The following is a 17664-nucleotide window of genomic DNA, read 5'->3' as shown; positions in this document are numbered from 1 at the left end:
CCCGCCGGCGAAACACATCGCCGACGGGGCCGCCGCGGCGTGCGGTCACTCGACCACGCGCACCTTGGTCGAGGCGCCGTGGCCGAACACCTCGGGCATGTACATCGCCTCGGCGCGCACGGGCGGCAGGCTGAAGTCGCCGATCGAGGTCGCGCGGGCGGTGTAGCTGTACGTGTAGACGCCCGCCGGCAGGTGGTCGGCGAACAGCAGCATGCGATCGTCGCGCATCTCGGTGTGGCTGAAGCGCCACCACGGGCGCCACCACCACCAACCGCCGAGCTCGCCGAAGAACGGCACGTTGCTGTCGACCGACTGGCTCTCGACGCCGCCCTGCACGTCGCGCAGGGTGGTCGAGAACTTGGCGTTCTGGCCCTCGAAGCCGGCCGGCAGCGGGTCGTCGACGACGACGTAGTTGGCCCGGTCCTTGGCGACGAGCGTGAGGTTGACGCGCACCAGCGCGCCGGCCTTGATCTGCCAGGTGCCGTCCTCGAGCTTCTTGACCGACTCGGGGTCCGGCTTGTCGCCGCCCTGCGCCAGCGGCTCGTAGCTGCGGTGCACGGTGAAGCCCTGCGACTCGGCCTTCATGGCCAGGTCGGCGGGCGCGTAGCGCAGCCCGAGCCGGTAGTAGAGGAGGCCCGGTCCGTCCTTGCTCAGCAGCAGCTCGCGCGGCTTCTGCTCGATCAGCTTGCTCATCGGGATCTGCTGCTCGACCACCGCCATGCTGCGGCCCTTGAAGGCGCGCTCGCCGGCGAACGCGCTGTCGAGCCAGACGCGCGCGACGTAGTCGGGCACGTCCTTCTCGATGGTGGTGAAGTAGCGGCTGGCCGCCAGCAGCGCCCAGGCGTTGGCGTGGGTGGTGCCCCACTGCCCGCCCTTCTTCGGGTCGCGGTCGTCGAGGATCCCCGCCATGACCTTCGGCAGCAGCGGGTCGGCCTCGGCCACCTCGAGCAGGGCCATCAGCGCGATCGCGTCGGTCTGCACGTTCGAGTGCATGAGCACCTGCAGGCCGTAGCTGTCGTCGCCCTCGCGCTTGCTCTCGGCGAAGTGCGCCGTCTTGGCGTTCTCGACCACCTTGGAGCGGAACTCCTGCAGCAGCGCGTCGCGCGAGCCGGTCATGCCGTAGCGGTGCGCGGTCGACAGCAGCAGCGCGTGGGCGTAGAGCGGCATCTCCTTGCGCTTGGCGTACACGCGCTCGAACAGGTCGCTGCCGCGCCCGTCGCGGCTCATCAGCCACAGCGCGAAGGCCCGGCTGGTGTGATCGTAGAAGCGACCCCACGGGGTGGCCTCGCCGTTGCGCACGAAGTTGTCGAGGTAGTTCATCGCCCGGTCGATCGCGCTGTCGTCGACCTTGAAGCCGGCCGCCTTGCCCTCGAGCCAGGCGAACGTCACCCACGCGGTCAGGTACGGCGAGCTGCGGGCCGCCTCGTCCCAGAAGCGGAAGCCGCCGTCCCAGTTCTGCCGCGACTGGATCCGCGCCACGCCGGCGGCGCCGAGCGCTTGCCGCTTGACGAGGTCGCTGACGCTGGCGATCGGGAACTGCTCGAGCACCGGGCCGAGCACGAAGATCGGCAGCAAGCGGCTGGCCAGCTGCTCGGTGCACTCGTACTTGTAGCCGACGAGGAAATCGACCGCGTCCTCGAGGCCGGTCAGCGCCGTCGAGCTCATGCTCACCTCGAGCCCGCCGAACGCCGGCAGCGCGTCGTCGGGGACCTTGAGCGTGCGGGCGATGCTGCCGTCGGTCACGCCGTAGTCGGCGAACGCCTGCCGCGTCGCCGGGTAGTGCACCGGCAGCGCCAGCTCGGTCGCGTCGCGGCCGCCGTTCGAGAGCGCGGCGAACTGCAGGCGCATGGTGCCGACGCGATCGACCGCCATCGGGAACCGGACCTCGCGCGACTCGCCGGCGGGGATCTCGACGCCGACGGTCGGCTCGCCCGAGACGACGACGTTGCTGCCGCGCGTGCCGACGAGGATCGCCTGCGGCTCGCTGGTCTGGTTGTCGACCATCACCGAGGCCTCGAACTTGTCGCCGAAGTTGGCGAACCGCGGCAGGCTCGGCCGCAGCATGATCGGCTTGCGCACCTTGACGCTGGCCTCGCCCGAGCCGAAGCGGTCGGCCTGGTCGGGGTCGACGGCGACCGCCATGACGCGGAAGCTGGTCAGGTTCTCCGGCATCGGGATCTCGACCGTCGCCTCGCCGCTGGCGTCGATCGCGACCTCGGCGTTGAAGTAAGCGGTGGTCGCGAACAGCGAGCGCAGCGAGATCGGCTGGTTCATCGCCACGGTCGTGTCGAGCGTCGTGGTGAACGTGGCCTGCCGCTTGTTCTTCTGCATCACGTTGCTGGCCTCGGCCTCCTTGCGCTCCTCGGCCGCCTCCATCGGCATGGCCGGCGGCGGCGCCCCGGCCTTGTCGGCCATGCCGCCCAGGAAGCCGGCGCTGCTGCCGTAGCCGCCGCCCCCGGCGCCGGTGCCCCGCATGCCGAGGCCGGTGTCGCCCAGCGCGTCGGCCGGGACGCTCTGCTGCGCCTCCGGCACGGGAACCGGCGGCTCGGCGTCCTTCTTGGCGACCAGGAACTGGCGCATGTCGTAGAGGCTGACGCCCGGGTCGCGGTCGTGGTGGAAGAACGCCAGCGGGTCGGGGGTCTGGAAGCCCATCAGGCTCAGCACGCCCTCGTCGACCACCATCACCGCGACGGCGGCCTTCTGCGGCGCACCACCGAAGTCCTTGGCCTTGAGGGTGAGCTTCAGCGTGTCCTTCGGCGCGACCTCGGTCTTCTCCGGCACGACCTCGAGCGCGATCTTCTTGCGCGTCGCGGCGACCTTGAGGTCGACGTGGCCGACGGCGAAGGCCGGGCGGCCGAGGTCCTGTCCGGGCGGCGCGCCGGGCACTTCGACGCGCCCGCGCACCAGCAGCACCGACGCGCGCAGGTTGGGGATCTGCGCCTCGTCGATCGGCACCTCGATCGTCGCCGCCCCGCCCTTCACCTCGATCGGGTAGTGCGAGACGATGCCCTCGCGGGCGACGACCACCAGGCCGCGCGCCTTGTCGAACGGCGAGCGCACCAGCACGGTCGCCTTGTCGCCGGGCTCGTAGGTGCGCTTGTCGGGCACCATGTCGACGCGGTGCTGGTCCTGCTGCCACACCACCGCGTCCTCGCCGTAGACGTAGAACGGGTGCTTCGACAGCGACTTGTTGCCCTTCGGATCGCTGATGAGGGCGCGGATGTCGTAGCTGCCGGCCTTGTCGACCACGAGCTCGCAATTGACGGGCGCCTCGGCCGAGACCAGCGCGCAGTTACCGACCTCGACGTCGACCGTCTCGTACTTGTATTGCCACGAACCGTTCTCCTGCACCGCGGCGCGCGAGGTCTCCTTGCGCACCAGCTTGACCTGGACATCGCGCCCGCTGACCCGCTTGCCTTCGACGTCGACGACGACCGCCTCGAGCCGCGCGCGCTCACCGGCGCGATACACCGAGCGATCGGCGCGCACGCCCGCGTACTCGCTCGCGGGGTGGACGACGTAGGTCGAGCGGCCGGCGATCGACTGCCGGTTCTCGTCGACGACGGCGGCCTCGAGCGTGTACGTCGAGGCGCTCGGCGGCTCCTCCGACTTCGGCCCGGCCGGCGGCACCGGCGTCTTCTGGCCCCACGGCGTCTCGACCGCGGCGAGCAAGTGAGTGACGGCGAGCAGGCCGCGCGCGTCGGTCTGCCCGCTGCCCTGGCGCACCAGGATGTCGTTGCCGAACGAGCCCGGGAAGCCCTTGCCGCGGTAAAGGCCGCCGCCGCCCTCGAAGTGGCCGAAATCGCCGCCGCCGAACCACCACTCCTGGCCGCCCTTGCCGAACGTGAACGACTCGTTCTCGCTGCCCGGCGGGCGGTACGGCGAGTCCTGCCGCCGCAAGGTGTAGGTCGCCTCGGCCCCGACCATCGGCGCGCCGTGGAAGTAGCTGGCCTTGATCTCGGCCTGCAGCGTGTCGCCGTAGAGCAGCGGCGCCGCGGCCGGCCGCTCGACCTTGACCTCGAACTCGGGCGCGCGGAACTGCTGGACCTCGAACGCGTGGTAGAACGAGCGCTCGCTCGAGAACAGGCCCCCGGGCGAGTTGACCTGCAGGCTGTAGCTGCCGGTGTCGCCGTCGGCCGGGATCGGGATGTCGACGCTGAAGGTGCCGAACTGACCGATCTTGAGCTCGCCCTTGGCGACCTCGTGGCCGCGCGGCCCGTTCACCGTGTAGCTGGCGGGCGTGTCGGGGCGCCACAGCTGGACCTTGCCGGCCGGGCCGCGCGTCTCCTCGCGGACGATCCCTTGCAGGTGCACCGTCTCACCCGGCTTGTACGGCTGACGATCGGTGTAGAAGAAGATCCGCGGCTCGTCCTCGCGGTTCGTGTGCATCCACGAGCCCCACGAGTTGTCGGCCGTCTGCTGCAGCGGGACGTACGCGACCTCGCCCTGGTAGCGCGCGAGGATGTACGGCTGGTCGTACTGCGTGCCGTGCTTCAGCTCGGCGAGGCCGTCGGGCCCCGACGTGCCCGACCACGCCGCCGAGTCGAGCGACATGTTGTGGAGCCCGAGCTCGACCCCGGACAGCGGCTCGCCGGTCTCGATGTCGGTGACGAGGATGACGCCGCTGTCGCTGTCGAGCGCCGCGGTCACGCCGAGGCGGGTGACCTGCACCACCTGCGTCAGCGACTGACGATAGCGCCAGTTGCTGTCGCCGATCGCGTTCGAGCGCGCGCCGAGCAGCACGAACTTGCCGTTGCCGGCGCCGAGCGCCCTGGCGTCGAGCGACACGGTCGCGGCCTCGACGCGCGACTCCCTGACGTCGAACAGCTTGTCCCACGTCGGCGTCTTGAGCGAGTCCGGCCACTCGCCGTCGTAGCGCACGTGACGGTCGACGAGGACCTTGCGCAGCTCGCTCGGCTCGAACGCGCGCGCGCGGACCTCGACCGAGGACAGGCCGGTCGCCTTGAGATCGAGCTGACCGGAGTGGCTCGGCTCGAGCACGGCGGGATCGACCGGGCGGTCGGCCCACTGCAGCGAGGCGTCGAGCGCCGGCAGCGTGACCGTCTTGCGGTACGGCGCCTTGAGCTCCTGTCCGTGGATGTCCTTCAGGCCAGGTTCGACCTCGATCGTGTAGGTGCCGAGGCCGCGGAACTTGCCGGCCAGGTGGATGCTGCCGGCCACGGTGACCTTGAGGTCGGGGACCTCGGGCGTGACCTTGACCTTCTTCTCGGCGCCCGGATCGGTCAGCAGCTCGTTCGAGGCGCTGACCGTGAGCCCGGCCATCGGGTTGCACTCCCAGTAGTAGTCCGACGAGCAGCGCGGGCCGTTCAGCGTCAGCGGCGGGTAGGTGCGCAGCTTGAGCTTGATCGCCTTGCTCGGGTTCGGGCCCTCGCCGTACACGCCGGGCGGGATCTCGAGGTTGTAGAGGGTGTTGGCGGTCAGCGACGTGGTCGGCTTCAGCACGAGCACGCGCTCCTGCGGGCCCTGCTTGGCCTGCGAGCGGTACGGCTCGGGCAGCGTGTCCCACTGCTCCGGCGCGACCTGGGTGAAGCTCGCGGCCCCGCCCTTCACGCGCATCGCGGCCAGCAGCTTGTCGCGATCGATCTTTTGGTTGAAGCGCAGCACCAGCACCGGATCGAGCGTGGCGAACTCGTACTCACCGGGCGAAAACGACTCGATCTCGAGCGACGGCGTGGTGAACTGCCACTTCACCTCTTTGACCAGCTTGGTGCCCATCGTCGAGGTCTCGCCAGCCACGACCTTGGCCGTGTACGTGGTCGAGTACGGCATGCGGCCCTCGGGCTCGAACGCGATCATCTGCGTGCCGAGCCAGCGGAACTTGCCCGGCGGCAGCGGCTCGATGGTCAGCGGCGAGCGCTCGAGCTTGAGGTCGTCGATCGAGGCCAGCGGCACCATCGGCTGGTTGAACACCGCGCTGACCGAGCCCACGAGCCCGGGCGCCTTCTCGGTCGGGCTGGTGCGGAGGACCTTCAGGGGGCCCTCCTGGGCCAGATCCTGGGTCTGCTTGCTCGGCGGCGCGGGCGGCGGGAACGGCAGCTCGATCTTCTCGCTCACGCTCGGCGGCGGCTTCGGCCCCGGGGTCGGCGTCAACTCGGCGGCGATGTCGCTGTCCTCGGGCTCGATCGCGGGCACGCCCGCCCACAGGTCGAGCTTCGGGGTCTGCGCGGTCTCCCGCGTGGTGTCGGTCTCGTTCGCGGGCGGCGGAGTCTTGGGGGTGCAAGACGGAAGGAAGAACATCGCGGCGAAGAGGCCTGCCGGGGCCGTGCGCCGGATCTGTCGCTTGTGGTCACGCATGGAGCGCTCGATTCACATTCGGGTGAAGGGGGGAGCGGAAACGCTATGCAAACGCGGAGGCGGGGCTCATGCTTACACACGCGGAGACGCCGATCGAGTGCGTCGATGCGCGCTTGAGGACGCGGGGCGATCTCCCGCGGAACGACGGTGCTCGGGGTGTGCGCTTGCCCGGCCCGGTTCGCGCTGCCACCCTCCGCGGGCATGAAACTCCGCGCGAACCTTGGCCTATTCATCGTCATCCTCGGCACCGCATGCGGTGACAGCGGCAGCGCCTCGACCGGCACCGGGGCCTCGACCGACACCACCACCGGCGGCTCCACCGATCCCGGCCCGACCACGGGCCCGACCACCGGCACCACGACCACCTCCACCGATTCGACCGGCGAGAGCATGGGCGAGACCACCGGCATCGACACCGCCGATTCGACGACCAGCACCAGCACGACCGACGCCACTGACACAGGCGTGGCGACCACCTCCACCGAAGGCAGCACCACCGAGGTCGACACCACCTCGTCTGGCACTTCGGACAGCTCGACGACCGACGCGCCCGTGGGTGAGCCGCTGGCGCTCGAGCTCAAGGACGTCCTCCTCTACGCCAATTGCCAACCCATCGTCGATCCTGACAGCATCCTCGCCTGGTGGACCGTCGTCTACGACAATAGCCAGGGCCTGGCGACGGGCTCGGCCGAGCTGACGAAGGCGACCATCACCCTGTCTCCGGACGACGTGCCGAGCGTCCACGACATCACCGTGCTCCCGGACGAGAGCGGCCCTGTCGGCGCCGGCCAGACGCTCGCGCAGGAGCAGATGAAACAGAAGGGTGCGCCGACCCCCGGCTGCGGCTTCTGCAACCAGCCCTACCGGCTCGACCTCACCTTCGAGAGCGGCGGCGTCGAGCTATCGCTGGTCCACGAGGCCACGCTCGACTGCGTGTACTGACGTCGGTACGATCGCGGCATGACGCGCCTCGGGTCGCTGGGCTGGATCGTGTGCACCCTCGCCGCTTGCAGCGCGCCCGCCGGCGCCACCACCGACGGCGCTGGTGGCACCACTGGTTCGACCGGCGCCACCGGTTCGACCGGCATCATCGGTTCGACCGGCACCACCGGAGACACAAGCACCGGCACCGGTGGGACCGCGCCGACCACCACCACCGGCGACGCCCCGGACGGCCGCCTGCGGCTGCACCAGCTCCAGGCGCTCGGGACTCACAACAGCTATCACCTGTCGCCTGGCAGTCTGATCAAGGAGTGGGACTACACCCATCTCCCGCTCGACCAGCAGCTCGGGGATCAGGGCGTCCGCAAGTTCGAGCTCGATCTGTGGTTTACCGGCGTCGGCGAGCCGATCGCCGTCTATCACATCGACCTGCTCGACACCGCCTCGACCTGCCCCACCCTGGTCGACTGCTTGATGACCTTGAGGACATGGTCCGAAGGACATCCCTCGCATCACCCGCTCTACGTCATGCTCGAGCTCAAGAGCGCGTTCGATCCGCCCGCCGCCCAGGAGCTGCTGGCGACCCTCGAATCACAGGTCCTGTCGATCTGGCCCGAGGAGCGATTGATCGTGCCCGACGACGTCCAGGGTGCTGCTGCCAATCTGCGCGACGGCGTGGCCGCGGGGGGCTGGCCGGCGATCGACGACGCGCGCGGCAAGCTGCTGCTGGTCCTGCACGACGGCGGCAAGTGGCGTGAGGCCTACACGGCGGGCGGGACCGCGGGGCGGCTCCTGTTCCCTGACGCGTTCGGCGACCTCACGCTGCCGTTCGCGGCGGTCCACTCGCTCAACGATCCGGTCGGCGACGCCGCGCGCATCGACGCCGCGGTGGCGGCCGGCCACCTCGTGCGCACCCGCGCCGACGCCGACAACATCGAGCCGAGCGCCGGCGACCTCTCGCGCGGCGCGGCGGCGCTGGCCAGCGGCGCGCACTTCATCAGCACCGACTATCCGCCGCCCGGCGGCGACAAGTACGACTACGTGTTCGCCATCCCGGGTGGCATGCCGTCGCGCTGCAACCCGCGCACGGCGCCGCCGGACTGCACGCCGGCGGCGATCGAGGCGCCGTGACGCGTCACTGCATGATGCCGCAGATGCCGACGTTCTCGTAGCCGGGCGTCGCCCCGCCCTCCTGGAACCACTGGACGCAGCTCAGCGTCGGATCGTAGTCGAGGCAGGAGTCCGGCGATTCGAGGTCGCACCACACCGAGCAGCAGTACGGGGTTTTGCAGCTCGGCAGATTCTCGCCGAAGATGCAGAGGTTGCCCGGATCGCAGCCCGACAGCGCGTAGCATGAATCACCGTACTTGCCGAGGTCGGGGAACACGCGCGGCATGCAGACGAAGTGCGGGGCGCCGAGAGCGGCCTCGTTGGGCACGCAGGTCTCGCCGGGGCTGCAGTCCTGCAGCAGCGGGTCGCACTTGCTGAAGCACACCGGGACCGTCGGCTCGAACAGGAACGCGCAGCGGTCCTCGGGCTTCGGGCAATTCGGCGCGTCCATGTTGCCGGTGCAGTAGGCCACGCACGTCGCCTTGCCGGTGTTCTCGAGGTCGAGGCAGATCGAGCCGCGAGCGCAGTTGTCGATGCCGTCACCGAACTTGCCCGGGACCACACAGTCCTCGCCGGGCAGCGCCGGATTGAGGTCGACCGGCACGCAGCGGGTGCCGTTGGGGAACGGCCCGCCGTCCTCGTTCCACGCCGTGCACTTTTGATCGAGCGGGCAGTCCTGCATGAACAGGTTGCACTGACCACCGACGCTGCCCATGTCGTCGACCCCCATCGTCGTCGTCGGCGGGGCCTCCGAAGTCGAAGTCGTCGTACTGGTCGGGCTCGTGGCTGACGAAGTCTCGCTGCCGGAGCTCGTCTGCGTCGTCGTCGTGGTCGAGTCCACGCCCGCGGTCGCGCCCTTGGGCTCACGCGAACAGCCGGCCGCCAGGGCGACGATTGCGGCGAGGGTGGACAGTTGGACGGAGGTTCGGGTCGGGCGTCCCACAACGGCAGCGTAGCGCAACCTCGGCCCGGTGGGACCTGTGCAACGATCTGCGCAACGCCGGTCGCGACGAAGCCGATCGCGCGGTCGCTCTTGGCGACTGTGCGACCGGCTCCAGCGATGCCAAAGAACCGTCGTGCTCAGGCGACGCGATAACGGGTGCCGCGGGCCTTGCCGGTCCAGGTCACCTGGCCGGCCTCGATCAGGCGGTTGACCGCCGAACGAACCTGCATGTTGGTGCCACCGACGCGACGCTGGATCTCCCCGGCACCGGCGGGACCGCCGATGCTCTTGAGCACCTCGAGCACGCCCTTGTCGAACGCATCGCGGCCCGTCGGGGTGCGCGTGTTCACCTCGGCAGCGGGCTCAGCCTTGGCGCCCTTGCCGGACTTGGCGGGCGCGGCGGTCTCCTTGGTGGACTTGGCCTCGGGCGCTTTCGCCACCGGCTTGCGACCGGGCTTGCCGGGACGGCCGCCGCGCGCGGGCTCGATCGACGCGGACTCGCGGGCGCCGCTCTCGCCATGGAGGAGCTCCTGGACGGTGATCGAGCTGAGGAGCTTTCCGAGCTCGCCCTTCGACAATTGATGCAGTTCGCCGAGCGTCAGCTCGGAGTTCTGGCGCAGCAGATCCACGAGGATCTGGCGCTTGCGGCCTTCGACCGCGGACACCAGGGACACGTCGTACTTGGACATGGCGTCCAGGCTAGCACAAGACTTTGGACACGATGGAATCTATTTGCACAGTCACAGGCAATTTCATCCCACCTGACCTGCATCCTCAGTCCTCACATCGACCGACGATACTCGCCGCCAACCTCGAACAACGCCCTGGAGATCTGTCCCAAACTGCAGACTCGTGCAGTCTCCATAAGCGCCGCGAAAGTGTTGCCACCCGACAACGCGACTTGTCGCAGCCGCTCGAGCGCCGCCGGTGCCGCCTCGGCGTTTCGGGCCTGAAACGCCCGTAGACGGTCGATCTGAGCCGTCTTCTCGGCGTGGCTCGCGCGCGTCAGGTTGAGGCCGGCAGCCTCCTCGTCACCCGTCCGGTTGGGGTTGATGAACGTGTTCACACCGATGATCGGGAGATCCCCCGAATGCTTGCGCTGTTCATAGAGCAGGCTTTCGTCCTGGATCTTCCCTCGCTGGTATTGTCGCTCCATCGCGCCGAGCACTCCGCCGCGCTCGTCGAGTCGGAGGAATTCGGCGAGCACCGCCTCTTCCACCAGTTCGGTCAGCTCGTCGACGATATAGCTGCCCTGCAGCATGTTCTCCGTCTTGGCCAGGCCCTGCTCGCGGGTGATGATGAGCTGGATCGCCATGGCCCGCCGCACGCTCGCCTCGGTCGGCGTCGTGATCGCCTCGTCGTAGGCGTTGGTGTGCAGGCTATTGCAGTGATCGTAGTAGGCGAACAGCGCCTGCAGCGTCGTGCGGATGTCGTTGAAGTCGATCTCCATCGCATGCAGCGAACGGCCGGACGTCTGGATGTGATATTTCAGCTTCTGGCTGCGCTCGTCGGCGCCGTAGAGGTCGCGCAGGGCGATGGCCCAGATCCGGCGCGCGACCCGGCCGATGACCGTGTACTCGCTGTCGAGGCCGTTCGAGAAGAAGAAGCTCAGGTTGGGCGCGAAGTCGTCGATGCCGAGGCCGCGGGCCCGGTAGTACTCGACGAACGTGAACCCGTTCGACAGCGTGAACGCCAGCTGGGTGATGGGGTTCGCCCCCGCCTCGGCGATGTGATAGCCGCTGATCGACACCGAGTAGTAGTTCCGCACCTTCTTCTGAATGAAGTACTGCTGGATGTCTCCCATCATCCGCAGCGCGAACTCGATCGAGAAGATGCAGGTGTTCTGCGCCTGGTCCTCTTTGAGGATGTCGGCCTGCACCGTGCCGCGCACGACCTGCAGCGTGCGATCGGCGATCGCGGTCCGCTCGGCCTCGGTGACCGCGCGGCCCAGCTTCTGCTGCTCGCGCTCGACCTGCTGATCGATCGCGGTGTTCATGTAGAACGCCAGCAGGATCGGCGCCGGTCCGTTGATCGTCATGCTCACCGACGTCGCCGGATCGCACAGGTCGAAGCCGCTGTAGAGCAGCTTGGCGTCCTCGAGCGTGCAGATGCTGACGCCGCTCTCGCCGATCTTGCCGAACACGTCCGGCCGCTCGTCGGGGTCCCAGCCGTACAGCGTCACCGAGTCGAAGGCCGTCGACAGCCGCTTGGCCGGCTCGCCCGCCGACAAATAGTGGAAGCGCTCGTTGGTGCGGGCCGGCCCGCCCTCACCGGCGAACATCCGCTTGGGGTCCTCGCCCTCGCGCTTGAACGGGAACACGCCGCCGGTGAACGGGAAGTAGCCCGGCAGGTTCTCGAGCAATCCGAACCGCACCAGCGCGCCCGGCTCGTCGTCGCGCGGGACCGCGACGCGCGGCTGCTGGGTGCCCGACAGCGTCTGCACCTGGGTCGGATAGCGCACGGTCGACTGCCGGATCTTCACCACGAACTCCGGCTCGCGGTAGGCCGCGAACAGCTTCGGCAGCTCCTCGAGCGCCCGCCGCGTGTCGGAGTCGAGCTGGCCGCGCAGCTCCTCGAGCTTGCGGGCGAACGCCGGTGAATCAGCCTCGTCGGCGAGCAGCCGCTGGGCCGTCGTCAGCGCCCCGATCTCGCGCGCGAGCTGGACCTGCCGCTTGACCCGCGCCTTGTATCCGCGGACCTGGCGCACGATCTCGGCCAGGTAATGCTGGCGCTCCGACGCGATCAAATCGCTGATGTCCGAGATCGGCGCGCGCAGCTCCGCCGGGATCGAGCACGACCACGGCGCGTCCGGCCGCCGCTCGCTGAGCGCCCCGCACAGCGCCGCGTACAGCCCGTTGACGCCGCGATCGAAGAATCGACTGGCGACGGTGCCGAACACCGGCAACTGCTCGTCGGGCAGCGAATACGGGATGTCGCGGTTGCGCCGGACCTGCTTGCGGACGTCGCGGAGGGCGTCCTTGCTGCCCTTGTGCTCGAACTTGTTGATGGCGATGAATTGCGCCACGTCGAGCATCTCGATCTTCTCGAGCTGACTGGGTGCGCCGTACTCGGCGGTCATCACGTAAAGGCAGAGGTCGGCGATTCGCGTCACTTCGGCGTCGCCCTGACCGATGCCCGACGTCTCGACGATCACCAGATCGTAGCCGACGCGCTGCAGCAGCCGCACGATGTCGTCGGTCGCGCGCGACAGCTCGACCCCGGCCGCGCGGGTCGCCAGGCTGCGCATCATCACCCGTGGGTCGCGCAGCGCGTTCATGCGGATGCGGTCGCCGAGCAGCGCGCCGCCGGTGCGCCGCCGCGTCGGGTCGACCGAGACCACTGCGATCCGGCGATCGGCGTGGTCCCGCAGCAGCCGCGCCAGCAGCTCGTCGGTGAGCGACGACTTGCCGGCGCCGCCGGTGCCGGTGATGCCGAGCACGGGCGCACTCGCCTTGCCGTCGTCGGCGCGCAGCGCGTCGAGCAGCGGCTGCTCGCCGCCGGCCGCGACCGCGGCCTCGACCGCCGTCATCAGGCGCGCGAGCCGACTCTTGTGATCGGCGGCCGTCAGCGCCCCGGGCGCCCGCAAGGCCGCGAACTCCGCCAGCGGATCGGCCGGCGCGGTCGCAAAATCGGCGCCCGCGAGGATCATGTCGATCATCCCGGTGAGCCCGTGGCGCCGCCCGTCCTCGGGGCTGAAGATGCGCTGCACCCCGTACGCGTGCAGCTCCTCGATCTCGCGCGGGACGATGACGCCGCCGCCGCCGCCCCACACAGTGATGTGACCGGCCCCCTTTTGGCGCAGGAGGTCGACCATGTACTTGAAGTATTCGATGTGGCCGCCCTGATACGAGCTGACCGCGATCGCCTGCGCATCCTCCTGGATCGCCGCGTCGACGACCTCCTCGGCCCCGCGGTTGTGTCCGAGATGGATCACCTCCGCGCCGCCCGACTGGAGCACCCGCCGCATCACCCCGATCGCGGCGTCGTGGCCGTCGAACAGGGCGGCGGCCGTCACGACGCGGATCTTGTGGTGCGCGGCGTAGCGCCCATTTTCTCCGTTTGAAACCGGGTTTACAGGGGTCTCTTGCTTAGGATCGACGCTGGGCATGGCTTCCGGGCGACCTCGACGGTCAGCCTAGCCCCGACCTGAGAGCCCCGGGCTGGGTTTTTTTTGCTTGAGGTCGCGGCTTGCCTCACAATCCTGCGAGGTATGACATCGGCATACAAAGGCGCCTGGAGGACTACCTTGAGGGTCGTGCTGCTCGGCGCCCTGCTCGTGCCCACCAACGCCGACGCCGCCGGCGGGCGAGTCGGGTGGTCGAACGCCCCGCGCTGGCGCCTGCCCGCCGTCCGCCCGCCCGATTGCCCGAGCGGCTACGCGGGCAATCGCGCTCTGGTACAGGTCGCAAGCGCCAGGTGCAAGGAGACAGGTCCTCAGGGACAGACGGAACCGCGGCCGAGCGCGTCGCGTCCCCGCCCCCGCCCGGCCGCGCCGGCGAGCCCCGAGCCGTCGCGCGCGCCGCCGCCCGCGTGGCCGCCCGCGGGCCCGACCCCGGGCGTCGACGCGACCGCGCTGATGGCGATGAACGCCGCCCGCTGTCACGACTACTTGCGCGAGCGCGAGGTCGAGTTCGCCGTGCTCCGTCGCGACGAAGCGCCCGAGGTCGCGATCCCCGTGCGTCTGCGCGGCCCGATCGCGGGCGTCGCCTTCACGATCCCGTGGAGCTCCGATCTCGAGCGCGACGCCCACGCGATTTGGGACTGTCGCCTGGTCGCCGCCGTGGTGCCCCTGGCCGAGTGGCTGCACGCCCGGGGCGTCACCGAGGTGCAGTATTTTTCCGCCCTGCGCCGGGGCAAGATCGTGCAGCAGAAGCCGAAGAGTCAGCACAACCTCGGCCTCGCGCTCGATCTTTACGCGCTGCGGCGGGGCAGCGACCCCGCCGCCACGGTCGAGGATCATTATCCGCGCCGGAAGCTGCGCCGCTGCCCGGGTCCGCGGGAGACCGGGCCCGGCGCCACGCCGGCCTCGGGGGCGCCGGCCTCGGAGCTCCTCCTCGGCCTGGTCTGCGTCGCGGCCCAGGGCGGGCTCGTACATACCCTGCTTACACCGGATCACGACCGGGCACACGCCAATCACCTGCACCTCGACCTCAAGGCCGGCCAGAGCGACCCGCCCGACCCTTTCATCAGCTTTCACGGCATTTGAGAGGCGGCGCCGCCGCTCGCCCCCACCGCCGTGGATTCGCCCGGATACGCGAAATTGAGCCTACTCCACGCGCCGATGGTGGCGTGGCCGCCGAGGCGATACACTCCCGAGTCAGTCGACGAATGCCCCCCATTCCGAAGAGCCGCCCCGCGAACACCTCGCTAAACAAGAGCGAGATGGCCAACAGCGCCGCGTCTTCGTCGACGCTCGAGGTCACTTTCAACGAAGACGTCGGCCGCGTCATCAACGGCCGCTACGAGCTCCTCGGCGTCATCGGCGAGGGCGGCATGGGCGTCGTGTTCGAGGCCCACGACCACCGCGTCGATCGCAAGGTAGCGATCAAGCTGGTCCGCCGCGAGTGCCTCACCGACAACAAGTTCATCATCCGCTTCCGCCGCGAGCTCGAGGTCACCGCCCAGCTGCGCCACCCCTCCACCATCCGCGTGTTCGAGCACGGTGAGTGCGAGGACGGCCGGCCTTATATGGTGATGGAGCTGCTGACCGGCACCAGCCTGTGCGAGCGGCTCGAGCAGAGCAAGATCCCCGAGCTGCAGGCGCTGCAGTTCGCCAAGCAGATCGCCGAGAGCCTCAGCGAGGCTCATGAGAACGGCATCTTCCACCGCGACCTCAAGCCCGACAACATCTTCATCGAGACCGTCGGCGTCAGCACCGTGGTCAAGGTCCTCGACTTCGGCATCGCCGGTGGCGTCGACGCCATGCGGCTCACCCGCGCCGGTGAGGTGTTCGGCACGCCGCAGTACATGTCCCCCGAGCAATGCAACGGGACGGACCTCGATCACCGCACCGACATCTATTCGCTCGGCTGCATCCTCTACGAGATGATCGAGGGCAAGCCGCCGTTCTCGGCCGAGAGCCCGATGGCGACGATGCTCAAGCACGTGCGCGCCAAGGTCCCGACCCCGCGCAACGGCTCGCAGTTCACCGCCAAGCTGCTGCAGCTCGCGCTCCGCAAGGACCGCACCAAGCGGATCCAGAGCGCCGGTCGCTTCGCCGAGCTCATCGGTCAGACGATCGGGGCCGTGCGCGCCGCCGAAGAGGGCCGCGTCGTCCACATCCCCGAGCTGAGCAACCAGCACACCGGGCCGTTCGCCGCCGTCGGCACCCCGCAGCGGGTCCAGCCGACCGGCGCGATGCCCAACCAGGAGTCCAACCGCAGCCTGTTTATCGCCATCGGCGTCGCCGTCGCCGTGTTGCTGGCGGGGATCGCGTTGATCTTCGGCGGCGACGGACGCGCAGGCGACGACACCCCGGCCCCGGTCGAGGCCAAGGCGCCGCAACCGGTCGGCTCGGAGGGCCTGCCGAAGAACCGCGCCACCATCAAGGCCAACATCGAGGGCGCCAGCGTCTCCGTCGACGGCGCCTTCCAGTGCAAGTCGCCGTGTGAGATCACCGTCCCGGTCGGCGACAACCGCACCCACGAGATCCGGCTGACGATGGACGGCTACATCGACGTGGTCCAAAACTGGCGCCCGATGACCGTCACCGATGGTTTGCCGCCGTTCCCCGACCTCAAGCCCATCTCGCCGGTGCTCGAGGTCAAGTCGCCCGGCAAGAAGCGCCCCGGCTAGGTGCGTGGCTCACGGCGCGCCCCGAAGCCGCCGTCTTGTGAGGCCCCGGCACTTGTCCCGCGAGGTCGGCTTTGCCAAGCTTGGCCCCCCATGGCCCAGCAGCAAGATGAAGACTTCGCCGCGATGTTTGAAGCCCAGGGTGCGCAGACGCGCGCCAGGCTGAGCAAGCGCGTGCGCCCCGGACAGCTCGTCGAGGGTCCGGTGGTCGAGATCGGTGCCGACAGCGTGTTCCTCGACATCGGTGCCAAGAGCGAGGGGCGGATCGAACGCGCCCAGCTCCTCGACAAAGAAGGCAACCTCAAGGTCAAGATCGGCGACAAGCTGCGCGCCACGGTCGCGTCCGTGTCGGGCGGCATCCAGCTGGTCGTCGCCATCGGCAGGGGCGGCATCGACACGCAGTCGCTGGACCTCGCGCTGCAGAGCGGCGTGCCCGTCGAGGCCACCGTCACCAAGGCCGTCAAGGCCGGCCTCGAGGTCGAGCTCGGCAGCGTGCGCGCGTTCTGCCCCGCCTCGCAGGTCGACCTCGGCTTCGCCCAGGACCTCGAGCGCTTCGTCGGCACCAAGCAGTTCTTCAAGGTCATCGAGATCCGCGACGGCGGCCGCTCGGTCATCGTCTCGCGCAAGGCCGTCCTCAAGGACGAGCGCGAGAACCAGGCCAAGGCGGTGCGCGAGCGCCTCGTCGTCGGCGCCGAGCTCGAGGGCATCGTCCAGACGATCCAGCCCTACGGCGCCTTCGTCGACCTCGGCGGCATCGAGGGCATGATCCACATCTCCGAGCTCGGCCACGGCCGCGTCGACAAGATCGACGACGTGATCAAGATCGGCGAGTCGGTCAAGGTGCGCGTGCTGGCCGTCGAGCCGCGCGGCACCAGCCCGACCGACCTCAAGATCAGCCTGTCGATGAAGTCGGCCGATCAGACGAGCGAGCCCACCACCTCCGCCGCTACCGAGCAGGTGCTGGCGGGCAAGGTCGGCCAGGTCACCAACTTCGGCGTGTTCGTCGACACCGAGGCCGGTCGCGGCCTGGTGCCGCTCAGCGAGCTCGGCCTGCCGCCCAACGCCGATCCGCGGCGCGCCTTCCCCGTCGGCAAGGACGTCGAAGTCGTGATGCTCGGCCGCGGCGGCGGCGAGGGCAAGCTCCGCTTCAGCATCCAGGGCGTCGCGGCGGCCGAAGAGCGCACCGCCTACAAGACCTTCGCCAAGGAGGCCAAGAAGGGCGCCGGCGGCAGCAAGGGCCTCGGTAGCCTCGGCGACCTGATGAAGGACCTCCAGGGCAAGCTGCCCGACGCCAAGCCGGCCCAGAGCCGCGACAATCCGAGCGACGCCAAGCCGGCCGCCACCCGCCGCCGCGCCTGAGAGCTGCCGCCTCACGCAATCGGAGCCGCGTCCGCGCGGCTCCGATTTTTGTCTTTCGAGGCAGCGGCGACCGCCGACGCCGACACCATGAAAGCTGATCGAGCCGTCACGCCCTGGGCTGTGACAGCAGCTTCATCCGACTTCATGCCTGCGCGCATCGTGAGGCGCGACGAGATGCGAGACGGCGCAAACCTGGCCTCGAT

The 17664-nt window shown here is 69.4% G+C and carries 9 protein-coding genes; 5 read left to right on the top strand and 4 right to left on the bottom strand.

Annotated elements, in window-relative coordinates:
* Positions 1-45: 45 nt before the first annotated feature.
* Entirely contained in the window at positions 46-6258 is a 6213-nt protein-coding gene (locus POL25_RS22070; RefSeq protein ID WP_272088111.1) for an Ig-like domain-containing alpha-2-macroglobulin family protein, read from the bottom strand.
* Positions 6259-6516: 258 nt separating this feature from the next.
* Here POL25_RS22070 and POL25_RS22065 point away from each other — a divergent pair, with 258 nt between their 5' ends.
* Together POL25_RS22065 and POL25_RS22060 are read left to right on the top strand one after the other, a co-directional pair.
* Entirely contained in the window at positions 6517-7257 is a 741-nt protein-coding gene (locus tag POL25_RS22065; protein WP_272088110.1) for a hypothetical protein, read from the top strand.
* An 18-nt stretch (positions 7258-7275) separates the two neighbouring features.
* Positions 7276-8388: a Ca2+-dependent phosphoinositide-specific phospholipase C gene (locus POL25_RS22060; protein WP_272088109.1), complete on the top strand. Its 1113-nt coding sequence runs from the start codon at positions 7276-7278 to the stop codon at positions 8386-8388.
* A 4-nt stretch (positions 8389-8392) separates the two neighbouring features.
* On the opposite strand, the gene POL25_RS22055 is transcribed toward POL25_RS22060, so the two are convergent.
* The 3 genes from POL25_RS22055 to icmF form a co-directional block, all read right to left on the bottom strand.
* Complete coding sequence (locus POL25_RS22055) at positions 8393-9310, bottom strand: hypothetical protein (protein WP_272088108.1); 918 nt, start codon at positions 9308-9310, stop codon at positions 8393-8395.
* Positions 9311-9447: 137 nt separating this feature from the next.
* A complete protein-coding gene (locus POL25_RS22050; RefSeq protein ID WP_272088107.1) occupies positions 9448-9999 on the bottom strand; it encodes a PIN domain-containing protein in 552 nt (183 codons plus the stop codon).
* A 92-nt stretch (positions 10000-10091) separates the two neighbouring features.
* The gene (icmF, locus tag POL25_RS22045) at positions 10092-13418 is read right to left on the bottom strand and encodes a fused isobutyryl-CoA mutase/GTPase IcmF (protein WP_276594176.1); all 3327 of its coding nucleotides are present in this window, start codon (positions 13416-13418) and stop codon (positions 10092-10094) included.
* A 138-nt stretch (positions 13419-13556) separates the two neighbouring features.
* On the opposite strand from icmF, the gene POL25_RS22040 reads away from it, so the two are divergent.
* The 3 genes from POL25_RS22040 (at position 13557) to POL25_RS22030 (ending at position 17461) form a co-directional block, all read left to right on the top strand.
* Entirely contained in the window at positions 13557-14516 is a 960-nt protein-coding gene (locus POL25_RS22040) for a hypothetical protein (RefSeq protein WP_272088105.1), read from the top strand.
* 176 nt (positions 14517-14692) lie between these two features.
* Entirely contained in the window at positions 14693-16105 is a 1413-nt protein-coding gene (locus POL25_RS22035) for a serine/threonine-protein kinase (RefSeq protein WP_272088104.1), read from the top strand.
* Between the two features lie 90 nt (positions 16106-16195).
* Positions 16196-17461, top strand: coding sequence for a 30S ribosomal protein S1 (locus POL25_RS22030; RefSeq protein WP_272088103.1), 1266 nt, complete (start codon positions 16196-16198; stop codon positions 17459-17461).
* The last annotated feature ends 203 nt before the right edge of the window (positions 17462-17664 follow it).

This window comes from Nannocystis bainbridge, assembly GCF_028368995.1.
GTDB classification, from domain to species: Bacteria; Myxococcota_A; Polyangia; order Nannocystales; family Nannocystaceae; genus Nannocystis; species Nannocystis bainbridge.
The sequence above is the reverse complement of the archived record's forward strand: the minus strand, read 5'-3'. Positions and strand labels throughout refer to the sequence as shown.

What these genes read in the sequence shown, in the direction of transcription:
- POL25_RS22035 (WP_272088104.1), top strand. Translation starts at nt 14,693, where the DNA reads ATGGCCAACAGCGCCGCGTCTTCGTCGACGCTCGAGGTCACTTTCAAC.
- POL25_RS22030 (WP_272088103.1), top strand. Translation starts at nt 16,196, where the DNA reads ATGGCCCAGCAGCAAGATGAAGACTTCGCCGCGATGTTTGAAGCCCAG.
- POL25_RS22070 (WP_272088111.1), bottom strand. Translation starts at nt 6,258, where the DNA reads ATGTTCTTCCTTCCGTCTTGCACCCCCAAGACTCCGCCGCCCGCGAAC.
- POL25_RS22065 (WP_272088110.1), top strand. Translation starts at nt 6,517, where the DNA reads ATGAAACTCCGCGCGAACCTTGGCCTATTCATCGTCATCCTCGGCACC.
- icmF (WP_276594176.1), bottom strand. Translation starts at nt 13,418, where the DNA reads ATGCCCAGCGTCGATCCTAAGCAAGAGACCCCTGTAAACCCGGTTTCA.
- POL25_RS22050 (WP_272088107.1), bottom strand. Translation starts at nt 9,999, where the DNA reads ATGTCCAAGTACGACGTGTCCCTGGTGTCCGCGGTCGAAGGCCGCAAG.
- POL25_RS22060 (WP_272088109.1), top strand. Translation starts at nt 7,276, where the DNA reads ATGACGCGCCTCGGGTCGCTGGGCTGGATCGTGTGCACCCTCGCCGCT.